General features: G+C 67.5%; 20 protein-coding genes. 13 read left to right on the forward strand and 7 right to left on the reverse strand.

Annotated features, from left to right (window positions below):
• The first annotated feature begins 89 nt into the window (after window positions 1–89).
• From BZB76_RS00115 to BZB76_RS00145, 7 genes are read left to right on the forward strand one after another with little or no spacing between them, the layout of a single operon-like run.
• On the forward strand, window positions 90–1361 hold the full coding sequence (locus tag BZB76_RS00115; protein ID WP_121432250.1) for a TadA family conjugal transfer-associated ATPase: 1272 nt from the start codon (window positions 90–92) through the stop codon (window positions 1359–1361).
• Window positions 1358–2221 (forward strand): type II secretion system F family protein, encoded by an 864-nt coding sequence (locus BZB76_RS00120; protein ID WP_121432251.1) that lies wholly within the window; start codon window positions 1358–1360, stop codon window positions 2219–2221. The genes BZB76_RS00115 and BZB76_RS00120 overlap by 4 nt, the downstream gene beginning before the upstream one ends.
• Complete coding sequence (locus tag BZB76_RS00125; RefSeq protein ID WP_121432252.1) at window positions 2218–3102, forward strand: type II secretion system F family protein; 885 nt, start codon at window positions 2218–2220, stop codon at window positions 3100–3102. The genes BZB76_RS00120 and BZB76_RS00125 overlap by 4 nt, the downstream gene beginning before the upstream one ends.
• 25 nt (window positions 3103–3127) lie before the next feature.
• A complete protein-coding gene (locus tag BZB76_RS00130; protein WP_117404287.1) occupies window positions 3128–3319 on the forward strand; it encodes a hypothetical protein in 192 nt (63 codons plus the stop codon).
• Between the two features lie 25 nt (window positions 3320–3344).
• Window positions 3345–3746, forward strand: a complete 402-nt coding sequence (locus BZB76_RS36245) for a TadE/TadG family type IV pilus assembly protein (RefSeq protein WP_170180441.1) — start codon at window positions 3345–3347, stop codon at window positions 3744–3746.
• Complete coding sequence (locus BZB76_RS00140; protein ID WP_117404285.1) at window positions 3746–4213, forward strand: TadE/TadG family type IV pilus assembly protein; 468 nt, start codon at window positions 3746–3748, stop codon at window positions 4211–4213. The genes BZB76_RS36245 and BZB76_RS00140 overlap by 1 nt, the downstream gene beginning before the upstream one ends.
• On the forward strand, window positions 4210–4668 hold the full coding sequence (locus tag BZB76_RS00145) for a pilus assembly protein TadG-related protein (protein WP_117404284.1): 459 nt from the start codon (window positions 4210–4212) through the stop codon (window positions 4666–4668). The genes BZB76_RS00140 and BZB76_RS00145 overlap by 4 nt, the downstream gene beginning before the upstream one ends.
• 362 nt (window positions 4669–5030) lie before the next feature.
• Here BZB76_RS00145 and BZB76_RS00150 read toward each other — a convergent pair whose 3' ends face one another.
• The 5 genes from BZB76_RS00150 to BZB76_RS00165 form a co-directional block, all read right to left on the reverse strand.
• Window positions 5031–5858 (reverse strand): phosphotransferase family protein, encoded by an 828-nt coding sequence (locus BZB76_RS00150; RefSeq protein WP_121432254.1) that lies wholly within the window; start codon window positions 5856–5858, stop codon window positions 5031–5033.
• Window positions 5855–6643 (reverse strand): aldo/keto reductase, encoded by a 789-nt coding sequence (locus tag BZB76_RS00155; RefSeq protein ID WP_211342759.1) that lies wholly within the window; start codon window positions 6641–6643, stop codon window positions 5855–5857. Before BZB76_RS00155 ends, BZB76_RS00150 begins: the two co-directional genes overlap by 4 nt.
• The gene (locus BZB76_RS00160; protein ID WP_121432255.1) at window positions 6640–7827 is read right to left on the reverse strand and encodes a JmjC domain-containing protein; all 1188 of its coding nucleotides are present in this window, start codon (window positions 7825–7827) and stop codon (window positions 6640–6642) included. The genes BZB76_RS00155 and BZB76_RS00160 overlap by 4 nt, the downstream gene beginning before the upstream one ends.
• 86 nt (window positions 7828–7913) lie before the next feature.
• Window positions 7914–8063 carry a hypothetical protein gene (locus BZB76_RS34460; protein WP_170180442.1) on the reverse strand — a complete coding sequence of 50 codons (150 nt, stop codon included), beginning with the start codon at window positions 8061–8063 and terminating at the stop codon, window positions 7914–7916.
• 87 nt (window positions 8064–8150) lie between these two features.
• Complete coding sequence (locus BZB76_RS00165; RefSeq protein WP_121432256.1) at window positions 8151–8528, reverse strand: hypothetical protein; 378 nt, start codon at window positions 8526–8528, stop codon at window positions 8151–8153.
• A gap of 247 nt (window positions 8529–8775) precedes the next feature.
• Between BZB76_RS00165 and BZB76_RS00170 the strand changes: the two genes are divergently transcribed.
• On the forward strand, window positions 8776–9660 hold the full coding sequence (locus BZB76_RS00170; protein WP_199487816.1) for a helix-turn-helix domain-containing protein: 885 nt from the start codon (window positions 8776–8778) through the stop codon (window positions 9658–9660).
• A 21-nt stretch (window positions 9661–9681) separates the two neighbouring features.
• Here BZB76_RS00170 and BZB76_RS00175 read toward each other — a convergent pair whose 3' ends face one another.
• Entirely contained in the window at window positions 9682–10449 is a 768-nt protein-coding gene (locus BZB76_RS00175; protein ID WP_246006675.1) for a DUF6879 family protein, read from the reverse strand.
• A gap of 180 nt (window positions 10450–10629) precedes the next feature.
• On the opposite strand from BZB76_RS00175, the gene BZB76_RS00180 reads away from it, so the two are divergent.
• Window positions 10630–11193 (forward strand): nucleoside-triphosphatase, encoded by a 564-nt coding sequence (locus BZB76_RS00180; RefSeq protein ID WP_158581695.1) that lies wholly within the window; start codon window positions 10630–10632, stop codon window positions 11191–11193.
• Here the strand turns inward: BZB76_RS00180 and BZB76_RS34030 are convergent.
• Complete coding sequence (locus BZB76_RS34030) at window positions 11174–12448, reverse strand: helix-turn-helix domain-containing protein (protein WP_170180443.1); 1275 nt, start codon at window positions 12446–12448, stop codon at window positions 11174–11176. The genes BZB76_RS00180 and BZB76_RS34030 overlap by 20 nt on opposite strands.
• A 921-nt stretch (window positions 12449–13369) precedes the next feature.
• On the opposite strand from BZB76_RS34030, the gene BZB76_RS00195 reads away from it, so the two are divergent.
• The 4 genes from BZB76_RS00195 to BZB76_RS00210 all read left to right on the forward strand — a co-directional run bounded on the left by BZB76_RS00195 (window position 13370) and on the right by BZB76_RS00210 (window position 16844).
• Window positions 13370–13579 carry a hypothetical protein gene (locus BZB76_RS00195; RefSeq protein WP_147449240.1) on the forward strand — a complete coding sequence of 70 codons (210 nt, stop codon included), beginning with the start codon at window positions 13370–13372 and terminating at the stop codon, window positions 13577–13579.
• A complete protein-coding gene (locus BZB76_RS00200) occupies window positions 13576–14430 on the forward strand; it encodes an SAM-dependent methyltransferase (protein WP_121432259.1) in 855 nt (284 codons plus the stop codon). The genes BZB76_RS00195 and BZB76_RS00200 overlap by 4 nt, the downstream gene beginning before the upstream one ends.
• The gene (locus BZB76_RS00205; protein WP_121432260.1) at window positions 14411–15244 is read left to right on the forward strand and encodes an SAM-dependent methyltransferase; all 834 of its coding nucleotides are present in this window, start codon (window positions 14411–14413) and stop codon (window positions 15242–15244) included. The genes BZB76_RS00200 and BZB76_RS00205 overlap by 20 nt, the downstream gene beginning before the upstream one ends.
• A gap of 118 nt (window positions 15245–15362) precedes the next feature.
• Entirely contained in the window at window positions 15363–16844 is a 1482-nt protein-coding gene (locus BZB76_RS00210; RefSeq protein ID WP_121432261.1) for a S53 family peptidase, read from the forward strand.
• Window positions 16845–16870: the final 26 nt, after the last annotated feature.

The following is a 16870-nucleotide window of genomic DNA, read 5'->3' on the forward strand; positions in this document are numbered from 1 at the left end:
ATTCAACGGGCGGTCTCGTGGACGGGCGCCCGGCTGGTTGGAGACCGGGCGCTCTGCCCGGGGCGCGGGCGGGTGTAGAGGAGGCAGCCGTGCGCAGCGCGGTCGCCGACATCAACCAGGCCCTCGATGACCAAATCACTGCGGACACCACGCCCGAGCAGGCGCGGGAGCTGATCGCCGCCGAGGTCCGGGCGTGGATCGCCGACCAGGCCGGTTCGGGCCGCTACCGGCTCACCGCAGAACTGGAAGCGCGACTGGTCGGCGCCGTCTACAACGAACGGTTCGGTCTCGGAGCGCTCCAGCCGCTGCTGGAGGACCCCGACATCGAGACGATCGATGTCAACGGCGCGCACCAAGTGTGGATCAACTACGCCGACGGCCGTAAAGAGCCGGGTGAACCGGTCGCCGACTCCGACGAGCAGCTGGTCGAGCTGATCCGCCGGTGGGGCGCCTACCAGGGCCAGACCGCCCGCGACTTCTCGCCCGCCAAGCCCAAGCTTCGTTTGGCGTTGCCGGATGGCTCGCGGCTGACCGCGCTGATGACGGTGACGCCGTGGCCGTGCCTATCGATCCGGCGGCACCGGATGCTCGACGTCGACCTGGACCAGCTCGTCGACTACGGCACCCTCGACCCGGGCTTACGGGAGTTCTTGCGCGCCGCCGTCCGGTCCCGCAAGGACATCGTGGTGACCGGTGGGATGGGCAGCGGCAAGACCACCTTCGCCCGCGCGCTGGCCGCCGACATCGACCGCGACGAGCGCATCGTCACCGTCGAAAACGAGTACGAACTGTTCCTGCACACGCTGCCGCACCGGCACGCCGACATCGTGGCGATGGAAGCCCGCGAGCCCAACGCCGAAGGCGTCGGCGGCATCCCGGTCCGCCAGCTGGTCACCGACGCGCTACGACTGAACGCCAAACGGATCATCGTCGGCGAAGTCCTCGGCGACGAGCTGGTGCCGATGCTGACCGCGATGAACACCGGCGGCGAAGGCTCACTGTGCACCATCCACGCCGACTCGGCAGGCGAAGTGTTCGCCCGGATGCTGATCCTGGCCGACTCCGGCGGCCTGACCTACCCACCCGCCACGCTCTTCCACCTAGCGGGCATGGCGGTGGACTTCGTCGTCCACCTCACTCACCAGGTCCACCACCAGCAGGGCCACCCAGTGAATCAACGGTACGTCTCCGAAGTGCTGGAGGTGCTGCCGCCCAGCGACACCGACGAACCAGCCAGCAACCAGGTCTACGTTCCCGGACGGGACGGTCGGGCGGTGCCACACACCCTGCCGCAGTGCGCCGCCGAGCTGGAAGCAGCCGGGTTTGACTTGTCCTACTTTCACGTGGGGGCGGCCCGGTGACCAGCAACGCCGTTCTCGCCGCGCTAGCAGCCAGCCTGGTCATCGCCGGCTTGCTGCTGATCGTGGCCACCTGGACCCGCACGGATCTACTGCCCGAACCACCCGCCGGTCGCCCGCGACGGCACCGGGCGCAATGGCGATCGCGCCGCACCCTCGTGGAAGCCACCGTGGCCGCGGCCACGGGCGCCGGAGCGTGGGCGGCCACTGGGTGGCCAGTGGCCGCGATCGCGGTTGCCGCCGCCGTCATCGCCCTGCCACGCCTGCTGGGCGGACGGCCCGCGCAGCGACGCATCGCTCGGCTGGAAGCCATGGAGGCATGGACCCGCCAGCTCGCCGACGTCCTCACTACCGGCACCGGCATCGAAGAGGCACTGCTGACCACCGCATCCAGCCCGCCCGGCCCGATCGCCGCCGAAGTGACCGCGCTGCGGCGACGGCTGGAATACCGCGTCACCACCGAAGACGCGCTGCGCGCCTTCGCCGACGACCTAGGCCACCCGGTCGGTGACACCATCGCCGCCACCCTGATCATCGCCTCCCAGGTTCGCGGACGCGGGCTGCACCAGGTGCTCACCGCGCTCGCCGACACCGTGGCCAAGGACGTGGCCATGCAGCGCGAGATCGATGCCGAACGCGCCACCCACCGCACCACCGCCCTCTGGGTCGTGGTCGCACTCGCCGCGTTCGTCGGCTTCGCCATGCTCAACCGCACCTACGTGGCCCCGTTCGGCACCCCGACCGGGCAGCTGATGCTCGTCCTCGTCGTCGCGCTGTACGCCGGAACCGTCGTGTGGCTACACCGGCTGGCCTCGCCCGCACCGGGCCACCGATTCTTGCCAGAACACCGGAGACGCCGATGACGATCACATTGGTGCTCGCGGCCGGGGGCCTCGTCGGGCTGGGACTGTTCCTCTGCGTCAGAGAACTCTTCCCCGCCCCGCCGCAACTGGCCGCCGCCGTAGACCGCTTCGCCCCACCAACACGACGCCCAGCGGCCGACGTTGTCCCCCATGGTCGAACAGCACAGGCCGGACGGTGGCTGGCGACACGCATCACGGGAACCGCCCTCGACGTTAGGATCCCGCGCCGGGACCTCGCGCTCATCGGCAAGTCCACGGAGGAGTACCTGGTCCAAAAGCTCGCCATGACCGGCCTCGGGCTCGCCGTGCCGACCGTGCTGTGGACACTGCTGATGCCGCCCGTGCCGTGGCTGGTCAGCACCGGCTCCACCGTGGCCTACGCCGCCATCATGTTCGCCGCGCCTGACATCGCGCTGCGCAGCCAAGCCAAAGAAGCACGCGAAGAGTTCAAGATCGCGCTCATCGCCTACCTCGACCTAATCAAAATGGCCCGCGCCAGCGGCGCCGGCCCCGGCGAGGCACTGGAAACCCCCGCGCGTGTGTGCCGAGGCTGGGCGTTCCAACGGATCGCCGCCACCGTAGACCCCGCGGCCCGTGGCACCCGCGACCCGTGGGACGAACTCGCCCGCCTGGCCGATCAGATCGGCGTCCACGAACTCGCCGACACCGCCGCCATCGCCCACCGCGCCGGCACCCAAGGCGCCGCGATCCTCGACAGCCTCACCGCCAAAGCCGCCTCCCTACGCGAGCAGCAACTCGCCGCCGCGCTCGCCCGCGCCAAATCCCGCACCGAGACCATGACCCTGCCCGTCGCCCTGTCGGTTCTGGGCTATCTGATCCTGCTCGGCTACCCCGCCTACGCCCGCATCACCGGTTCGTAACACAGCTATGGAGGTCATCCCTGCCATGAAGCCGCAGCTCCCACCAGACCTGGCCTACCTGCGCGCCCGCCTCGACATGTGGCGCGGCGAAGCGCGGGACCGCGGCAGCATCACCCTCGAATGGATGGTGATCATCGGCATCCTCTTCGCCGCCGCCATCTGGGCCGCCACCAAGATCGTGTCCGCGATCCACTCTCACGCCAACCAGATCAAATAGGGCCGCCACAATGGACCCAGGCACCATGAGCGATGACCGGGGCAGCGTCACGCTAGAGACCGTCATCGCCGTCCCCCTCGCCTTGCTGGCCGTCCTGCTGACGATCAACGCCGCGCTGTGGTTCCACGCCCGCAACACCGCCCTGGCCGCCGCCCAAGAAGGCGTCCGCACCGCCCGTGCTTACGGCGCCGATCCCGCCCAGGCCAGCACCACCGCCCTCACCTTCGCCCGCAGCAACAGCGAGGGCTTCCTCCAGTCTCCGAGCGTGGACACCAGCGACAGCACCGCCACCACCATCGTGGTCCGCGTGCGTGGAACCGCCATATCCGTGATTCCTGGCCTGCATCTGCGCGTCGACCAAGTCGCCCGCGGCCCCATCGAACGATTCACGGTGCCGTCCGGAAACAGCGTCACCGGAGGCGGGTGATGCGCGAACATCCTGCCCCGCGTCCCCGCCACACGATCTCCACGTCGAGCGGTTACGGCGATCGCGGATCGGTGACGCTGGAGCTCGTCGTCTTCGCCCCCGCGCTGATCGTCATGCTGCTGTTCGTCATCGCTGCCGGACGCATCACCCAAGCTCACCAGGCAGTAGAGGCCGCCGCACGCGACGCCGCACGCCAAGCCAGCATCGCCCGCGACCCGGCCACCGCCCAGACGATCGCGACCAGCAGCGCCCAAGCAGCGCTCACCCGCGAAGGCATGAACTGTCCCGCGCACGTCAGCGTCGACACCTCCGGGTTCGCCCGCCCCCTCGGAACCGCAGCCACCGTCACCGCGCATGTGACGTGCACCGTCCAGCTCGCCGACGTTTCCCTAGCCGGAGTCCCCACCACCACCGTGAAATCGCATTTCACCAGCCCCATCGACCCATACCGCGGGCGGCAACCATGAGATGGAGCATCCTTACCACCACGCGGAAACTGCGGACCCGAGACGACGGAACGATCAGCCTGCTCGTCATCGTGTTCTTCCTCGCCCTGCTGGCCGCCGCAGGCCTTGTTGTCGACGGCGGCACCAAACTCCGCGCCGCCCGCGAAGCCTCCGCCGTGGCCGAGGAAGCCGCCCGTGCCGGCGCGGGACGGATCGACCGCGACCGCGCCTACGCCGAAGGGGGCCGGTTCGTCATCGACCGTACCGCCGCTGTAAGCGCCGCCCGCGCGTACCTAGCCAGCAGCGGAAACACCGGGTCCGTCAGTATCACCAACGGCCGAAAAATCCGCGTGACCGTTACCATCAGCGAACCCGCCATCCTGCTGTCAGCTATCGGCATCAGTGACCTCCAGGTGACCAAGACCGCCACCGCCGACCTACTCCAAGGCGTCGAGCGGGAGCACCATGGGTTTTAACCCATCCGCATACCGGTGCCGAGGCCTGCAAGCAACCCGGGGCGCTCCACGGTAGGGTGCACCGCGATGATGCGGGGGTCGAACGCGCGCTGATGGTTGTACCGGTGCCAGTCCCACGGTGAATCTCTGCTGGCAATAATTGAGAAGTGGCAGATTTCCCGCCAGCCTAAATCGCCCGGAGATGGTGCATCAATCGGCCTCCAGTGCCCTTCTTGATGCTCATGAAGGTCACGGTTGAAACCGGCTGTAGACTCGGCTTCGGTTCTTCACGGAGAAGCGTCAACCAAGGTCGTCTAACCGCTAAACTCTCCCGTCCCTGTATTTGAACCCGCGCCACTTCAGCGGGGCGATGGCGGGGCAGGTCACCTCAACTGGTCGAGTAGCTTTCCGGCGGCTTCCGCCATCGGGTCGGTGAGGGGCCCTTTCCGCCCGGTCCGTTTAAAGGCCCGGGCGACGTTGGCGCACATCATGAGTCGGGTGAGTTGCCCGGTTCTGGTGGACAGTACGTCTGCGAACACCTCGGTGACCTTGTCGGCTAGGTCAGAAACCCGCATGGATGCGGCCCACAGGGATACGGCGTCGAGTGCGGCCGGTCCCTGCCCCCAACTCTCCCAGTCGATGATCGCCAATTCTGGCCCGCACAGGTTCGCCCACCCCAGGTCGCCGTGGACGGTTGCCCAGTCGGTGATGGTGGTGTCGATCCCTTCTCCGTAGGCGTCGGCGATCCGGCCGGACAGGTGGGTTTGAGTCATGCACACGCGGTCGGTTACATGCCCGGCGAGCATCTTGCAGGCTGTCTGCAGGCCCGACCACCACGCGTCTGGCAGCCCCGGGTCGGAAGGGATGGCGGCTTGAGGTGAGATCACCGGGTCGGAGGTCCGGGTCATCTCTTCGGCTCGCCAGACGACCTTGCGGCCCTGGTCATACCAGGATGCGGCGGCCTGCCAGACCGGGCGGGGTACACCGTCTAACGCGAGCGCTGCCTCGAACCCGGTGAGCGCTTGGGCATTGAGCTTCTCTGGCTGGTACCAACTCAGACGCACCCAGGTTCCGGTGCTGGTCGGGAACCCGGCGGTGCCGTTGAGTGCACTGTAGTGAGCTTCGCTGCGGTTGAGGACGACCCCGAGGCGGGATTCGAGGACGGTGAGGACGTCGTCGTGTGGGGTCTGGGACAGGTCGTACAGGTTCACGGGGTCACCGTAGCCTCACGGTCGGCGAGCAGCGCCCGGTACGCCGCAACTCTGCTCTGGTCGATGTCGAGGCTGACAGCTGCGACCAGTTCGGCCAGGTGGGCGGGCTGGTCAGCACCAACGGCGATGGTTGACACCTCGGGCAGGTGGTAGGCGGCGGCGAACGCTGCCAGCACTGGGTTGGGCTCCTGCTCGCCGTGGGCGAAGGTGCGGGCGGCAGGCCAGGGGACGCCTACAGCGTCACCACCGAACGGTGCCATGCCCCACCGGGAGGCGGGAGTGATGCGCAGCAGCGCCGTGAGGTCTTCAGCGGCTCTAAGGGCCTGGTCACTGACGGTGAGGCCGCACCTGGTCATCAGGACATCCGGGATGGGCAGCCGCCCCGACTTCGCGTAAGGGGTAAGGATGCCGGGCCGCCACGTCGAGATTCCCCACGCCCTCGTGATTCCCTGCGTCTTGGTTTCCGCTAGGGCTGTGGTCGCGGAGGCGAGTATGTCGGCTCCGGCACTCGGCGGGAGGCCGTCCAGTGATCGTTCCGGGTTGTGCAGGAACACCAGGTCGGGGGTACGGCCGAGGTTAGCCGCGCTCTGTTGGACCGCCCGCCTGAGCCGGACCGGGTCGAGGCTGTGCCCTTCGGGGAAGAAGCCGACCTTGGTGGAGATCTCGAACTCTCCCAGCAGATCCCCGGCTACCCGTGTCAGCGTCGAATGGGATGTGAAGTTCAGATAGTTGAAGGCGGTGTCGAGGCGTTGGACTCCAAGGCCCAGCGCGGCCTCCAGCGTCACGCGCAGGTGACTAGACCGGTGTAGCCCAAGGACAATTCCTCGGTCATCGGCGCGCATATCCCCTCCTTCACCAGTGCCGCCGCCACGGTGCGCGTGTCGGCGTCGGTGAATTGCACCGGTGCACCGCTCAGCAGCGATTCCAGCGCGTTGGCGGCTCGTGCCTTGAAGGTGAGCTTCTTGCCGGCCGCCAAGACGGCGATGGTGTCGCCGTGCTGTTCGATGGACGGCTCGAATTGGGTGACGCACACCGCTCCGTGCGGTTCACCGAACAGGTCGAAGGCGGGAATTTGCCGGGCGGGTGGGCGCTGTGTCTCCCGAGCGTGTAGGGACTCGGCCGGGGTGTGCTCTGCCGCCAGTTTTGCCACGGCGGCGAGGAGTTCGGCCTGTTGTGCCGCCCACGCTTCCGGCTCGGCCCACCAGTCCAGATCGGTCCGGAATAGATCCTCGGCGCGGCTCTGGTCGGCGAGCCAGTTCATCCACGTAACGCCGGTCCGCTTCACGAAGCCGACGGTGGCATGCAGGCTGAACCCTTCCCCCATGCCTTCCCGAGTGGCGCGGTGCCAGTGTCCCCGAGGGATGTGCATGACCTCCCCGGCCTTCAGGACGCCTGACCAAACGACGTCCTGGCTGGGTTCGGTAGCGGTGACGGCGTCCCGGTACATCGGCGCGTTTCGCGACGGGGCGCGCACCTCCCAGCTCTTCTCGCCCGCCACCTGGAAGATGATCACGTCGTGGTCGTCCCAGTGCATGTCGAACCCTGCCGCCTCCTGTGTGGTGAGGTAGGCATTGATCTGCACGATCTCGTGCGACCACCACTGCATGGCACGACAAAACACCTCAAGGACCGGGTCGAACACGTCGATTTCGTCCAGAACGAGAGTGCACCCCTCGCGCAGGATCGCATCGAGCTTGATGGTGTCGACCATGCGGATACTCTGGCCGCGACGGCCGATCTCGTCGGTGCAGTACAGGAAGGGATGAAGTTCTCGTCCGGACTGGAAACACCGTAGCTGCGGTGTGGTCAGGCTCCGCCGGGTCGCCAAGTCCAGCAGCTTCGTCGGCGTCAGCAGACGGGCGGCCACACCCGTACCAGGCAATTGTCCCCGGACGAAATCTGTTCCCACCCGGCCAGGGCCACTCCAACCGAGGGCTTGCTCCATCGCCGAGACGATGAGGTGTTCCATCACGTGCTCCTTTGAGGCTTGCATGAAGGTGGGGAGGGCCCGCTGCGGGAGTTCGGGCCCTCCGTCCTTTCGATGGGTTGGGGGCGTCAGCCTCGGCCGGGGAAGTTGTGGTCCTTGTTCTCGCCGTCGTCACCGACTGATGTGCCGGTCGGGTCGGAGTGCTCGGAGTCGAACCGGTCGTGGACGGCGGCGAGGGTTTCTACAGCTATGAGCAGATCGCTGGTAGCGGTGTCCATCGTTTGATCACCTTCCGAAGGGGTCACGTAGCGGACAGTCGCAGGATCGAGGTGGCCCACGTGCCCTGTCGGCCCTCACGTTTGCATTCACCTGCGCACCGGCACCGAAAGGGCCACCGCAATCGCGCAGGCATGCGCCTGCGCTTGCCCCGGCCGGTGAATGTCGTTGGCATCGCCGAGTTCGTCGCCGGTCGGGTGGTACCGCAAGTGCAAGCGATCGTCAGTGGCATGTAGGCACGCCACCTGGACCGTCGTGCCGCGCCGGTTCGGGTTCCAACACCGCAGTACCTGCGGGTCGTCGCCGACGTCGGTCGCCAAGCGCGAGTGGACTCCGAGATCACACAAATCCCCGGCGAGGGCGAGCAGCACAGTTCGGGGGCGCAGGGCCTTCTCACCGGCTGCTGACTCGCTGGCGCGGGGAATGGTCCTCTGGTCGGTTTCGCGCGGGGTATCGAGCGCCATCACGCGGCCTCCCCGGCCCAAGGGGCGTAGTTGGCTCCAGTGGTGACGGCGGTCGGCATTGGCCCCTCCGAGCGGGATGCGTGAACCTTTGGTGTCATCCGACACTGACCGTCGGCCAGGCCCCGCCGGAAGAGAGTTGACGAAAGTTGACCCCCCGACTCGCTCGACGGCGAAGGGCTTCGATAGAACCAGGGGTCAACCCTGGTCAATCTCCGCTGGCGACGAGCTCGCCGTAGGTAAGGATCGCTCTGTGCCGTCCTCGTCGTCCTCCTCCGCGCAGCAGGCCCGGCAGCGCCTCGCCGACCAGCTCCGCGAACTGCGCACCGACGCCGGCCTGACCGGCCGGGAGTTCGCGCGCCGCGCCGGGTGGAAGGACGCCACCAAGGTCTCCCAGGTCGAACGCGCCAACCGGCCCGCTTCGGTCGCCGACGTCCGGCTGTGGTGCCGCCTATGTGGTGCGTCAGAACAGCGCACGAACGAGCTGCTTGCCGAGCAGCGCGCCGTGGCTGGGATGTGGGTCACCTACCAGCGACTCAACCGAGGCGGGCTGAAACGAGCGCAGGAGTCCGTACGCGACATTTACGAGCGAGCCAAACTGATGCGCGACTACCAGACCCGCGTCATCCCTGGGCTGCTCCAGACAGACGCCTACACCCGCGAATGCCTGGCGGCGGTAAAGGTCGAGCAACTGGTGGAAACCGACGATGTCGGCGAAGCCGTCGCCGAACGCATGGACCGTCAACAGGTGCTGCGCCGCCCCGGCGCGCGTTTCGTCTTCCTCATCGAGGAGCCAGTCCTATGGCTGCGCTCGGTGCCCACCGATGTGCACACCCAACAGCTCCGGCATCTCCTGGACGTGATGCGCTGGCCGTCGGTGTCCCTCGGCGTCATCCCGTTGACCGGCGACCGCAGAACCTCCTACGGCGGGGACGGGCCTGGCGTGTGGCCCGAAGAACCGTTCCTCATCACCGACGACTCCTTGGTGAATGTGGAATTGGTGTCAGGCTTCTTGACCGTTACCCACCCGGACGAGATCGCCGCCTACGTCCGGGCGTGGGAACGGCTTTTCCCCCTCGCCGTACACGGCGACCGCGTCAGAGCGATCATCAGCCGGGTCCTACTGAGCCTTGATTGAGAAGGCGAAAGGGACGGGTGATCAGCGCACTGCCGACCTACGTGGCGGCTTGTACTCGGCGTGCGGGATGGCCCGCTCCCAGACCCGTTCGAACGCCAGTAGGCATCGGGCGACGGTGTCCGGGTCAGAGGTGAACTCCTCCTCTTCTGTGTCGGTGCCGTCGCCCGAACAGAAGTTGAACGCCACAAGCTTGTGGTCCAGCAGCCAGAAGTCGGCACCGGGCAGCATCAAGTCGAACGCGCGACGCCGCGGCAGCCAGCGCACGTCCTCACCGGCTTTGATGTTGTGCTCGGTGAGCATGTGCTCCCACGCGATGTAGTCCGTGACCGGCTCCGATACGATCCGGGCACGGCGGAACTCCGCGCCGCGCTCCACCGCCGAGGACACGATGGAGTTCCACTCCGTCCAATCCAGGTCGCCGGGGCCGCCTGCCAGCCAGTCATGGAACGCGGGAGCGCTGGCATCGTAGGTGTCGCGCATCTCCAGGTGGAGCGCTGACCGCTGCACCTGCCTGAGTAGGTCGTACACCGTCACCGGGCCATGACCCGTCCGGCCTGGCTCGAACGTCCCGGCTGCCGCCTCGGCCACTTTGGGAATCATGTCATTGGCCAGCCACACCGTGGACTCGTCCGCCGCCTCCTCGTTGTCGCGGGCGAGCCTGGCTAGGACCACCGGATCAGTGACGGTCTTGCCGCGCACGTAAAGACCCGTCTTGTCCCGCCACACGGCCGGACACTTGCCCTGCGGGGACTGGTCGGTTTCGCCGACGAACTCGATGTCTTCCGTCACTGAGCCCTCCATCGGGATGAGAGGTTGCGGACCGATCCCGACCCTCACCCCCGACCGCCGACCCGGTCAACGTCCGGCCTGACCATCCCGTGAGTATCAGCCCACCCGGAACACGGGATGCGTGACATGGCACGCCAGCCGGTCGAGACTGAAGGCAAGCACCTCTGTCATTCTGGGCCCATGACCGCCCAGCCGCGCATCCTTCTCGTCGGGCCACCGGGCATCGGCAAGACCACCGTCGTGGACGACCTGGTCAAGCGTTTGAAAGCCGCAGGTCTTCGAGTAGGAGGCATCCTGACGACCGAAGTCCGCAAGGACCGTCGCCGCATCGGGTTCACCATGGAAGAGATCGATGGCCCTGCAGCGCTCATCGCGCATCAAGACTGGGAGGATGGCCCTCGCGTGGGCCGTTACCGTGTGAACGTTTCCGCCCTGGAACACATCGCACTGCCTGCTCTAAATCATGCAATAGCCCACGCCGATGTGATCGTCGTTGACGAACTCGCCCGCATGGAGCTCTTGTCGGACGCGTTCGTGGCCGGGCTGGAAGACCTCCTCGCTCGGTCGCGACCACTAGTAGCGACCGCGCAGCTGGCGCCTCATCCGGGACTGGACGAACTCAAAGCGCGTGACGATATTGAACTGGTGACGGTGACGGAGACAAACCGAGATACCTTAGCCGCGATCTTGGCGTCCCGGCTGAGCGGAGATCGAGGCCCTGGCTCTACCGGGCGCCCGCAATGAGGGCGACTCGCTGATCCATCAAGAGTTCGTCGACAGCCCGCACAGCCCGACTGTCGCGATGTGGTTCGAGCACGCTCCGGGCCTGCCGGATCAGGTTGAGCTTCTCGACGGATCGAACGTGCAAGTTGTGCTCTACGGCTCTGACAAGCTGGCCAGCAGCCCGGTCGACATCTCCTCGGCTCGCATATGTCAGCGCTCTATTGGTGACCAAGGTGACCTGGTACCGCTGAAACACAGCGGAAGTCTGTTTTTCGAGTCGATCGAGCAGATCGAGAGTTTCCTGATCGCCGAAGGAGGCCATGGTCAATGCCCGCTGACGCTCGACAAACGAGGTTCCTGGAATGCCGAGCCATGGCGACGGGGGCTCGTCCCGCGTTTTGTCGGCGTACGACGCAGCTCGATCCAACGCGCTCAGGACGGCGTCCCGTTTCGCTTTGCCGAGCTGGGGGGTGGCGGCATGAGCGTGGGCCTCGTAGACCGCGAGGTAACAACGCGCGGCTGTCGACAACGACAGCGGCTGGAGCTGTTGGAGGACCGACAGGGCCATGCCGCCGTTCTGGTTGCGAGCATGCATGTACGCGACGCCGCACATGGCGAAGACGTAAAGGTCTTGGCATCGTGCTCGGCCAGCGAGATCGGCGGAGCTCCGGTACCACTCCATAGCCTGTACACGCCCACCTTGATCAAACGCCTGGTAGGCGACCAGATGACATGCATCGGCCGCGAGGACGCCGAGTTCGTCGCGCAAGGCGTGATGGTCGTCGGTGAGGCGCCAGAACGTAGCGAGGTCACGGGCATGCTTTGTCGTGCTCGGCAGCAGCTGGGCAGCTCCCTCCTGGCGGTCCAGCCACCGAAAGCCTTCGGTCTGTGCACGGAGCTGAGCAAGAAGTTGGTCGTCTAGGTGAGGGAGGTTGGATGGCGAAGGCTCTCGCCAGTTGTGAATGAGCGGCGGCGCCAGAATGCTCGCCAGCATTACTCCAGCGCCTGCGAGAAAGTCTTTGCGGCGCGTGTCGTCTCCTTCGGCTTGTCCTGGCTCTCTTGCTGCCAGCATGCCCGGCCGCGGCGGTGAGGTCGAGTCATCCAGCGCATCGTCGGGGGCATCGGAACCTTTGGACGGCGGCGGGTGACCGGGCATCCGAAACCAGAGATGTTGCCGCGGGATCCGAAGAGTGCGAGCCCAGGCGATGAGCTTCTTCAGGTCGGTGACGGCGGCGCCGTTCTCGTAGCGGCTGACCTGGGTTTGGGTCAGGCCCAACCAGCCGGCCAACACGTCTTGCGGTATCGGGCGGGGACCGTGGCGTGGGGCATGCCTGTATGCATGGAAGACCTTCCCGATGTGCGCCTCGGCGAATGCTTCCTGGAGTGCGGGAGACTCCCAGAACTCTGCGGGCACGCGGGGAGGACCGAGTTCGGATCGTCGAGACCTTTGACAGGACGCGCATAGATCGCCCGCATTGTCCCACGCAAGCTTTGTCCCGCAGGACTGACATTGGTGCGTGGTCGAGCGTTGGCTCATTTGGCTTCTCAGCTCACTTAACTCTGAGATGAGGTCGGTGTCTCTAAGAGTGTAGGCCCGGCCGTACGAACGGGTTGATGTATGCGGCTCGTGCATATCCCGACCATGCATCCGCGGACTTCACTCCCGGCCCCTCTTCCAGCCACCGTCTAGGACCTGACTTACAGGCAACGGAGAGGCGGGGCATGAACGAAGCGCAACCAGCCGAGCCGCTACCCACCGGGCCCGCCATACCGGTGAGTGGCCCAGCCCTGCCGCTCCGAGACCTTGCCCGTCGCCTCGAAGAGCGTGCCTGGGCATGCGAACTCGTTGGCAACGGCGACGACACCGCCCTGCGCCTTCAACCGCCGGGCGCTGGCGACAACCCGGAGCGGACCGTGGAGGTCGTGGTCCGGGGATCGCGGGCACGGTCCCTACTTCGCCTGCTCGCCGATGTCGATGCTCTTGACCGGGCCGTCAACGCGATTGAACTCGTGCACGGCAGCAAACCCCCGCCTGCTCCTGCCGTTCCCAAGGGCCTAGTCAAGACTGCCGCCGACCTGGCGGGCATGGGCGGCGGCGCCGTCCCTTTACCGCGGCGGCGGGGAGACCGGCTCGCACCGGATCCCCGCCGCCGTATGAACCCCGCGTTAGCTACCAGGGAAATCGATGATGACCGCAATGCCCAAAGTCACCGACTCCGCTCAGGCCAAGGCGTGGTTGAAGGACGCCCACCCGGATTGGAGCATCGTGCGTTCCGATAAGGGGCGTTGGTGGGGCTTCCTCGACACCGACAAGCGTGGGAAGGACGCGGTCCCTCTGGGGACCACCGCGGTGGACGCCGACACGCCGCAGAAGTTGCACGAGCTACTGGATGCGGCGGAGTCATGACGACGCCTGGTCTGGCTCTGGACTTCACTCAAGCCTCGCGTGCCCGTGTCTACAACTACCTGCTCGGCGGAAAGAGTTGGACCGAGGTCGACCGCGAGACCGCCCAAGCGGTGATCCGGACTTCCCCGGACGCCCCTGCCGTAGCGCGAGAGAACTTCAAATTTGCTGGTCGCGCGGCAACGTGGGCCGTCGCCGAGTTCGGCATCAGGCAGGTCTTGGACATCGGTGTCGGCATCGTGGACGATGTTCCGCTGGACTCGGTGGAGACCTGCGTCCACAACGTCGATCCCGACGCCATGGTGCTCGCTTTCGACCATGACGAGGTTGTGCTTGCGCACGCGCGGGCTCTGCGCCCCGGCTATGGCGGGGTTCTCCAGGGTGACGTCCGTGACCTCGTTATGATCTTCGACAACCCGGGTCTGCGCCACCCCGATCTGGCCGACCGCATCGACCTGAGCCGGCCTGCGGTCGTTGTCTTGGCCGCCGTCTTGCATTTCGTGGACGACCCGGCCCGCGTGATGGCGGGGCTGCGGGAGCGTCTTGCGCCGGGCAGCGTTGTCATCGTGTCGCACGCGACCTCTTCGCACACTGGCGAGGACCGCGTCGACGGGATGACGGCGGCGTACGAGCGGGGCAGCAGCTCGATCATCTTCCGCGAGGAGGAGGCCATCGCCTCCCTTACCGACGGCTGGGACCTCCTACCGCCCGGGTTGACCGACGTGCAGCTGTGGTCCCCCGACGGCACCTATCAGCAAGAGGTGTACGAGACGGTCCGTGTCGTCGGCATGGCCGCCATGCTCCCCGAAGCCCCCGGCTCGGAGGAGGTGTCGCATGCTGCTCTGGCAAGCTGACGAGCTCACCGTCACTAGCAAGATCAACTCGACGCCGCCGAACTCCGCCCGTGTGTGGGACTACTGGCTGGGCGGCAAGGACAACTACCCAGCCGACCGCGACGCCGGAGACAAGGCCGCCGAGATCCTGCCCGAGATCATTCAGGCGGCCCGTCACGACCGCGCGTTCCTCAGCCGCGTTGTCCGGTACCTGGCCGACGATGTGGGGATCCGGCAGTTCCTCGACGTCGGCGCCGGAATGCCAGCCGCCGTCGACAATACTCACCAGGTCGCGCAGCGTGTCGCGCCGGACGCCCGTGTCGTCTACGTGGACCACGACGCCCTCGTCCTGGCGCATGCCCGTGCTCTCCTCACCGGGACCCTCGAAGGGGCTTGCGACCACATCGACGCCGACGCCCGCGACGTCGAGACCATCGTGTGCGAGGCCGCGCGGACGCTCGATCTCGCCCAGCCGGTCGCGCTCCTGCTGCTGGACATCTTGAACTACATCGTCGACGACACCGAAGCGCAGGCGACGGTGGAAGGGCTGGTCGCGGCGCTGGCGCCGGGCAGCCACGTCGTGATCGCCCACCCGACCGCGTCACTGGACGGCGAGCGGGCGTACCAGGCCATGCAGGTCGTGATGGACATGGGCGGCGCCCCCGTAACCGCCCGCACCCCGCAGCAGATCGCCGACTTCTTCGACGGCCTGGAGCTGCTGGATCCCGGTGTCGTGTCCTGCTCGCACTGGCGAACCGAACCCTGGCCACCGGGCAAACCCGTCCTCCAGTACTGCGGCGTCGCTCGCGTCCCGGACCGGGAGGCCGGGCGGTGACGGCGGGCCGGTTAGCCACCGCGCGGGGTCCCCCGTCGGCCAGGCCAGCACCACCTAGCCCCTTGGCCGCCCGGCCGGCGGTCACCCCCATCACAGCGCGATAGAAAGAGCCCCCCTTTTGTCCCCCACCAAGCGCACGACCTTCTCCGTGATCGCGGCCGGTACCGCGCTGGCCGCGATCGGCGCCCTGGCCGCGTGGCCGGCGGACCCCCGCCCCGTCATGGCCGTCGCCGAAACCTCTCCATCGGTGCTGGCCCGCAAGCTCGCCCAAGGCATCCTGCCGCTGCACGGCGGCGGCCCGCTCCAGACCCGGCTCTCCGCCCAGGACGCCCGCGCGGCCAAGACCCTCACCCACGGCGTCACTGCCGCTGGTTCGGGTGCTGCGCCGCCCACCATGGCCCAATGCCGCGCCCAGTTCGGCACCCCGTGCTACTCAGTCACCCAACTGGCCCGCGCGTATGGCGTCGACGACGCCCGCCGCGCGGGCTGGACCGGCAAAGGCACCACGGTGGTGTTCCCGATCTGGTACGGATCCCCCACCCTGAAGCAGGACCTGGCCCGCTTCAGCGCCGCCTACGGCCTGCCCGCCCCCAACATCGAGGTTCGCAAGTTCGGGACCATCCCGCCGATGCCCGCGCCCGACGCGCCGGACGCGCCGTTCCGGTACGCGGTGGCCGAAGAGGCCGTGCTGGACATGTCGCTGGTGCACGGCATGGCGCCCGACGCCAAACTCGTTGCGCTGGTCACCCCGGGCAACTTCGACGGGCCCGACGCCGGGTACGCTGAGATCCTGCACGCGATGCGCGCCTACGCCCGTACTCACCCCGGCGCGGTGTTCTCCCAGTCCTACGGCATCTACGAGGCCGACCTGCCCACGCCAGTGCTACGGGGCTTGGACCGGCAGGTCGCCCAGCTCGCCCGGCGGCACGCCGCGACGATGATCGTGGCCAACGGCGACACCGGCAACACCACCGGCACCAGCCCCGACCCGGCCGTGCCATGGCCCGCCAGCTCCCCGCACGTCACCGCGGTCGCCGGAACCCGAATGCACCTGACCAACACCGGTACCCGCATTCGCCCCGACACCGTGTGGGACGACCCGAACGGCATCGGAATGGCCACCGGCGGCGGCCTGTCCGCCGTATTCACCCGTCCGCCCTACCAGAACCCCTACCGGAACCTGGTCGGACGGCACCGCGGCGTCGCCGACATCGCCGCCAACGGCTCAGGCGAGTCCCGGATGGTGTTCTACTCCACCTACAACGTTCTCGGCGGTCAGATCGACCGGGACGGCGGATGGCGGCGCGCGGCCGGGACCTCGGTGGCCGCACCGCTGATCGCCGGGATCACCGCCCTGGTCCGGCAGGCCGCGCACCGGCCCCTCGGCGTGCTCAACCCCGCCCTCTACCGGGTCGCCGCCACCCCACGCCGCGCCCAGATGTCCGGGATCGCCGACGTCACCCTCGGCTGCAACAGCGTCCCCGGCAACCAGGGATGGTGCGCCCGCCCCTCCTGGGACCCGGTCTCCGGCGTCGGGACCATCGGTGACGCGGCCCGGCTGGTGCCCGCCCTCGCCCGCCTGGGCCGTTCGGCCCGCTAACCAGAAACCGCACGATGCCGGGCGGC

It is taken from the genome of Actinomadura pelletieri DSM 43383, assembly GCF_003634705.1.
Taxonomy (GTDB): Bacteria; Actinomycetota; Actinomycetes; order Streptosporangiales; family Streptosporangiaceae; genus Spirillospora; species Spirillospora pelletieri.

What these genes read in the sequence shown, in the direction of transcription:
- BZB76_RS00200 (WP_121432259.1), top strand. Translation starts at nt 13,576, where the DNA reads ATGACGACGCCTGGTCTGGCTCTGGACTTCACTCAAGCCTCGCGTGCC.
- BZB76_RS00125 (WP_121432252.1), top strand. Translation starts at nt 2,218, where the DNA reads ATGACGATCACATTGGTGCTCGCGGCCGGGGGCCTCGTCGGGCTGGGA.
- BZB76_RS36245 (WP_170180441.1), top strand. Translation starts at nt 3,345, where the DNA reads ATGAGCGATGACCGGGGCAGCGTCACGCTAGAGACCGTCATCGCCGTC.
- BZB76_RS00160 (WP_121432255.1), bottom strand. Translation starts at nt 7,827, where the DNA reads ATGGAACACCTCATCGTCTCGGCGATGGAGCAAGCCCTCGGTTGGAGT.
- BZB76_RS00145 (WP_117404284.1), top strand. Translation starts at nt 4,210, where the DNA reads ATGAGATGGAGCATCCTTACCACCACGCGGAAACTGCGGACCCGAGAC.
- BZB76_RS00130 (WP_117404287.1), top strand. Translation starts at nt 3,128, where the DNA reads ATGAAGCCGCAGCTCCCACCAGACCTGGCCTACCTGCGCGCCCGCCTC.
- BZB76_RS00195 (WP_147449240.1), top strand. Translation starts at nt 13,370, where the DNA reads ATGCCCAAAGTCACCGACTCCGCTCAGGCCAAGGCGTGGTTGAAGGAC.
- BZB76_RS00180 (WP_158581695.1), top strand. Translation starts at nt 10,630, where the DNA reads ATGACCGCCCAGCCGCGCATCCTTCTCGTCGGGCCACCGGGCATCGGC.
- BZB76_RS00205 (WP_121432260.1), top strand. Translation starts at nt 14,411, where the DNA reads ATGCTGCTCTGGCAAGCTGACGAGCTCACCGTCACTAGCAAGATCAAC.
- BZB76_RS34460 (WP_170180442.1), bottom strand. Translation starts at nt 8,063, where the DNA reads ATGGACACCGCTACCAGCGATCTGCTCATAGCTGTAGAAACCCTCGCC.
- BZB76_RS00140 (WP_117404285.1), top strand. Translation starts at nt 3,746, where the DNA reads ATGCGCGAACATCCTGCCCCGCGTCCCCGCCACACGATCTCCACGTCG.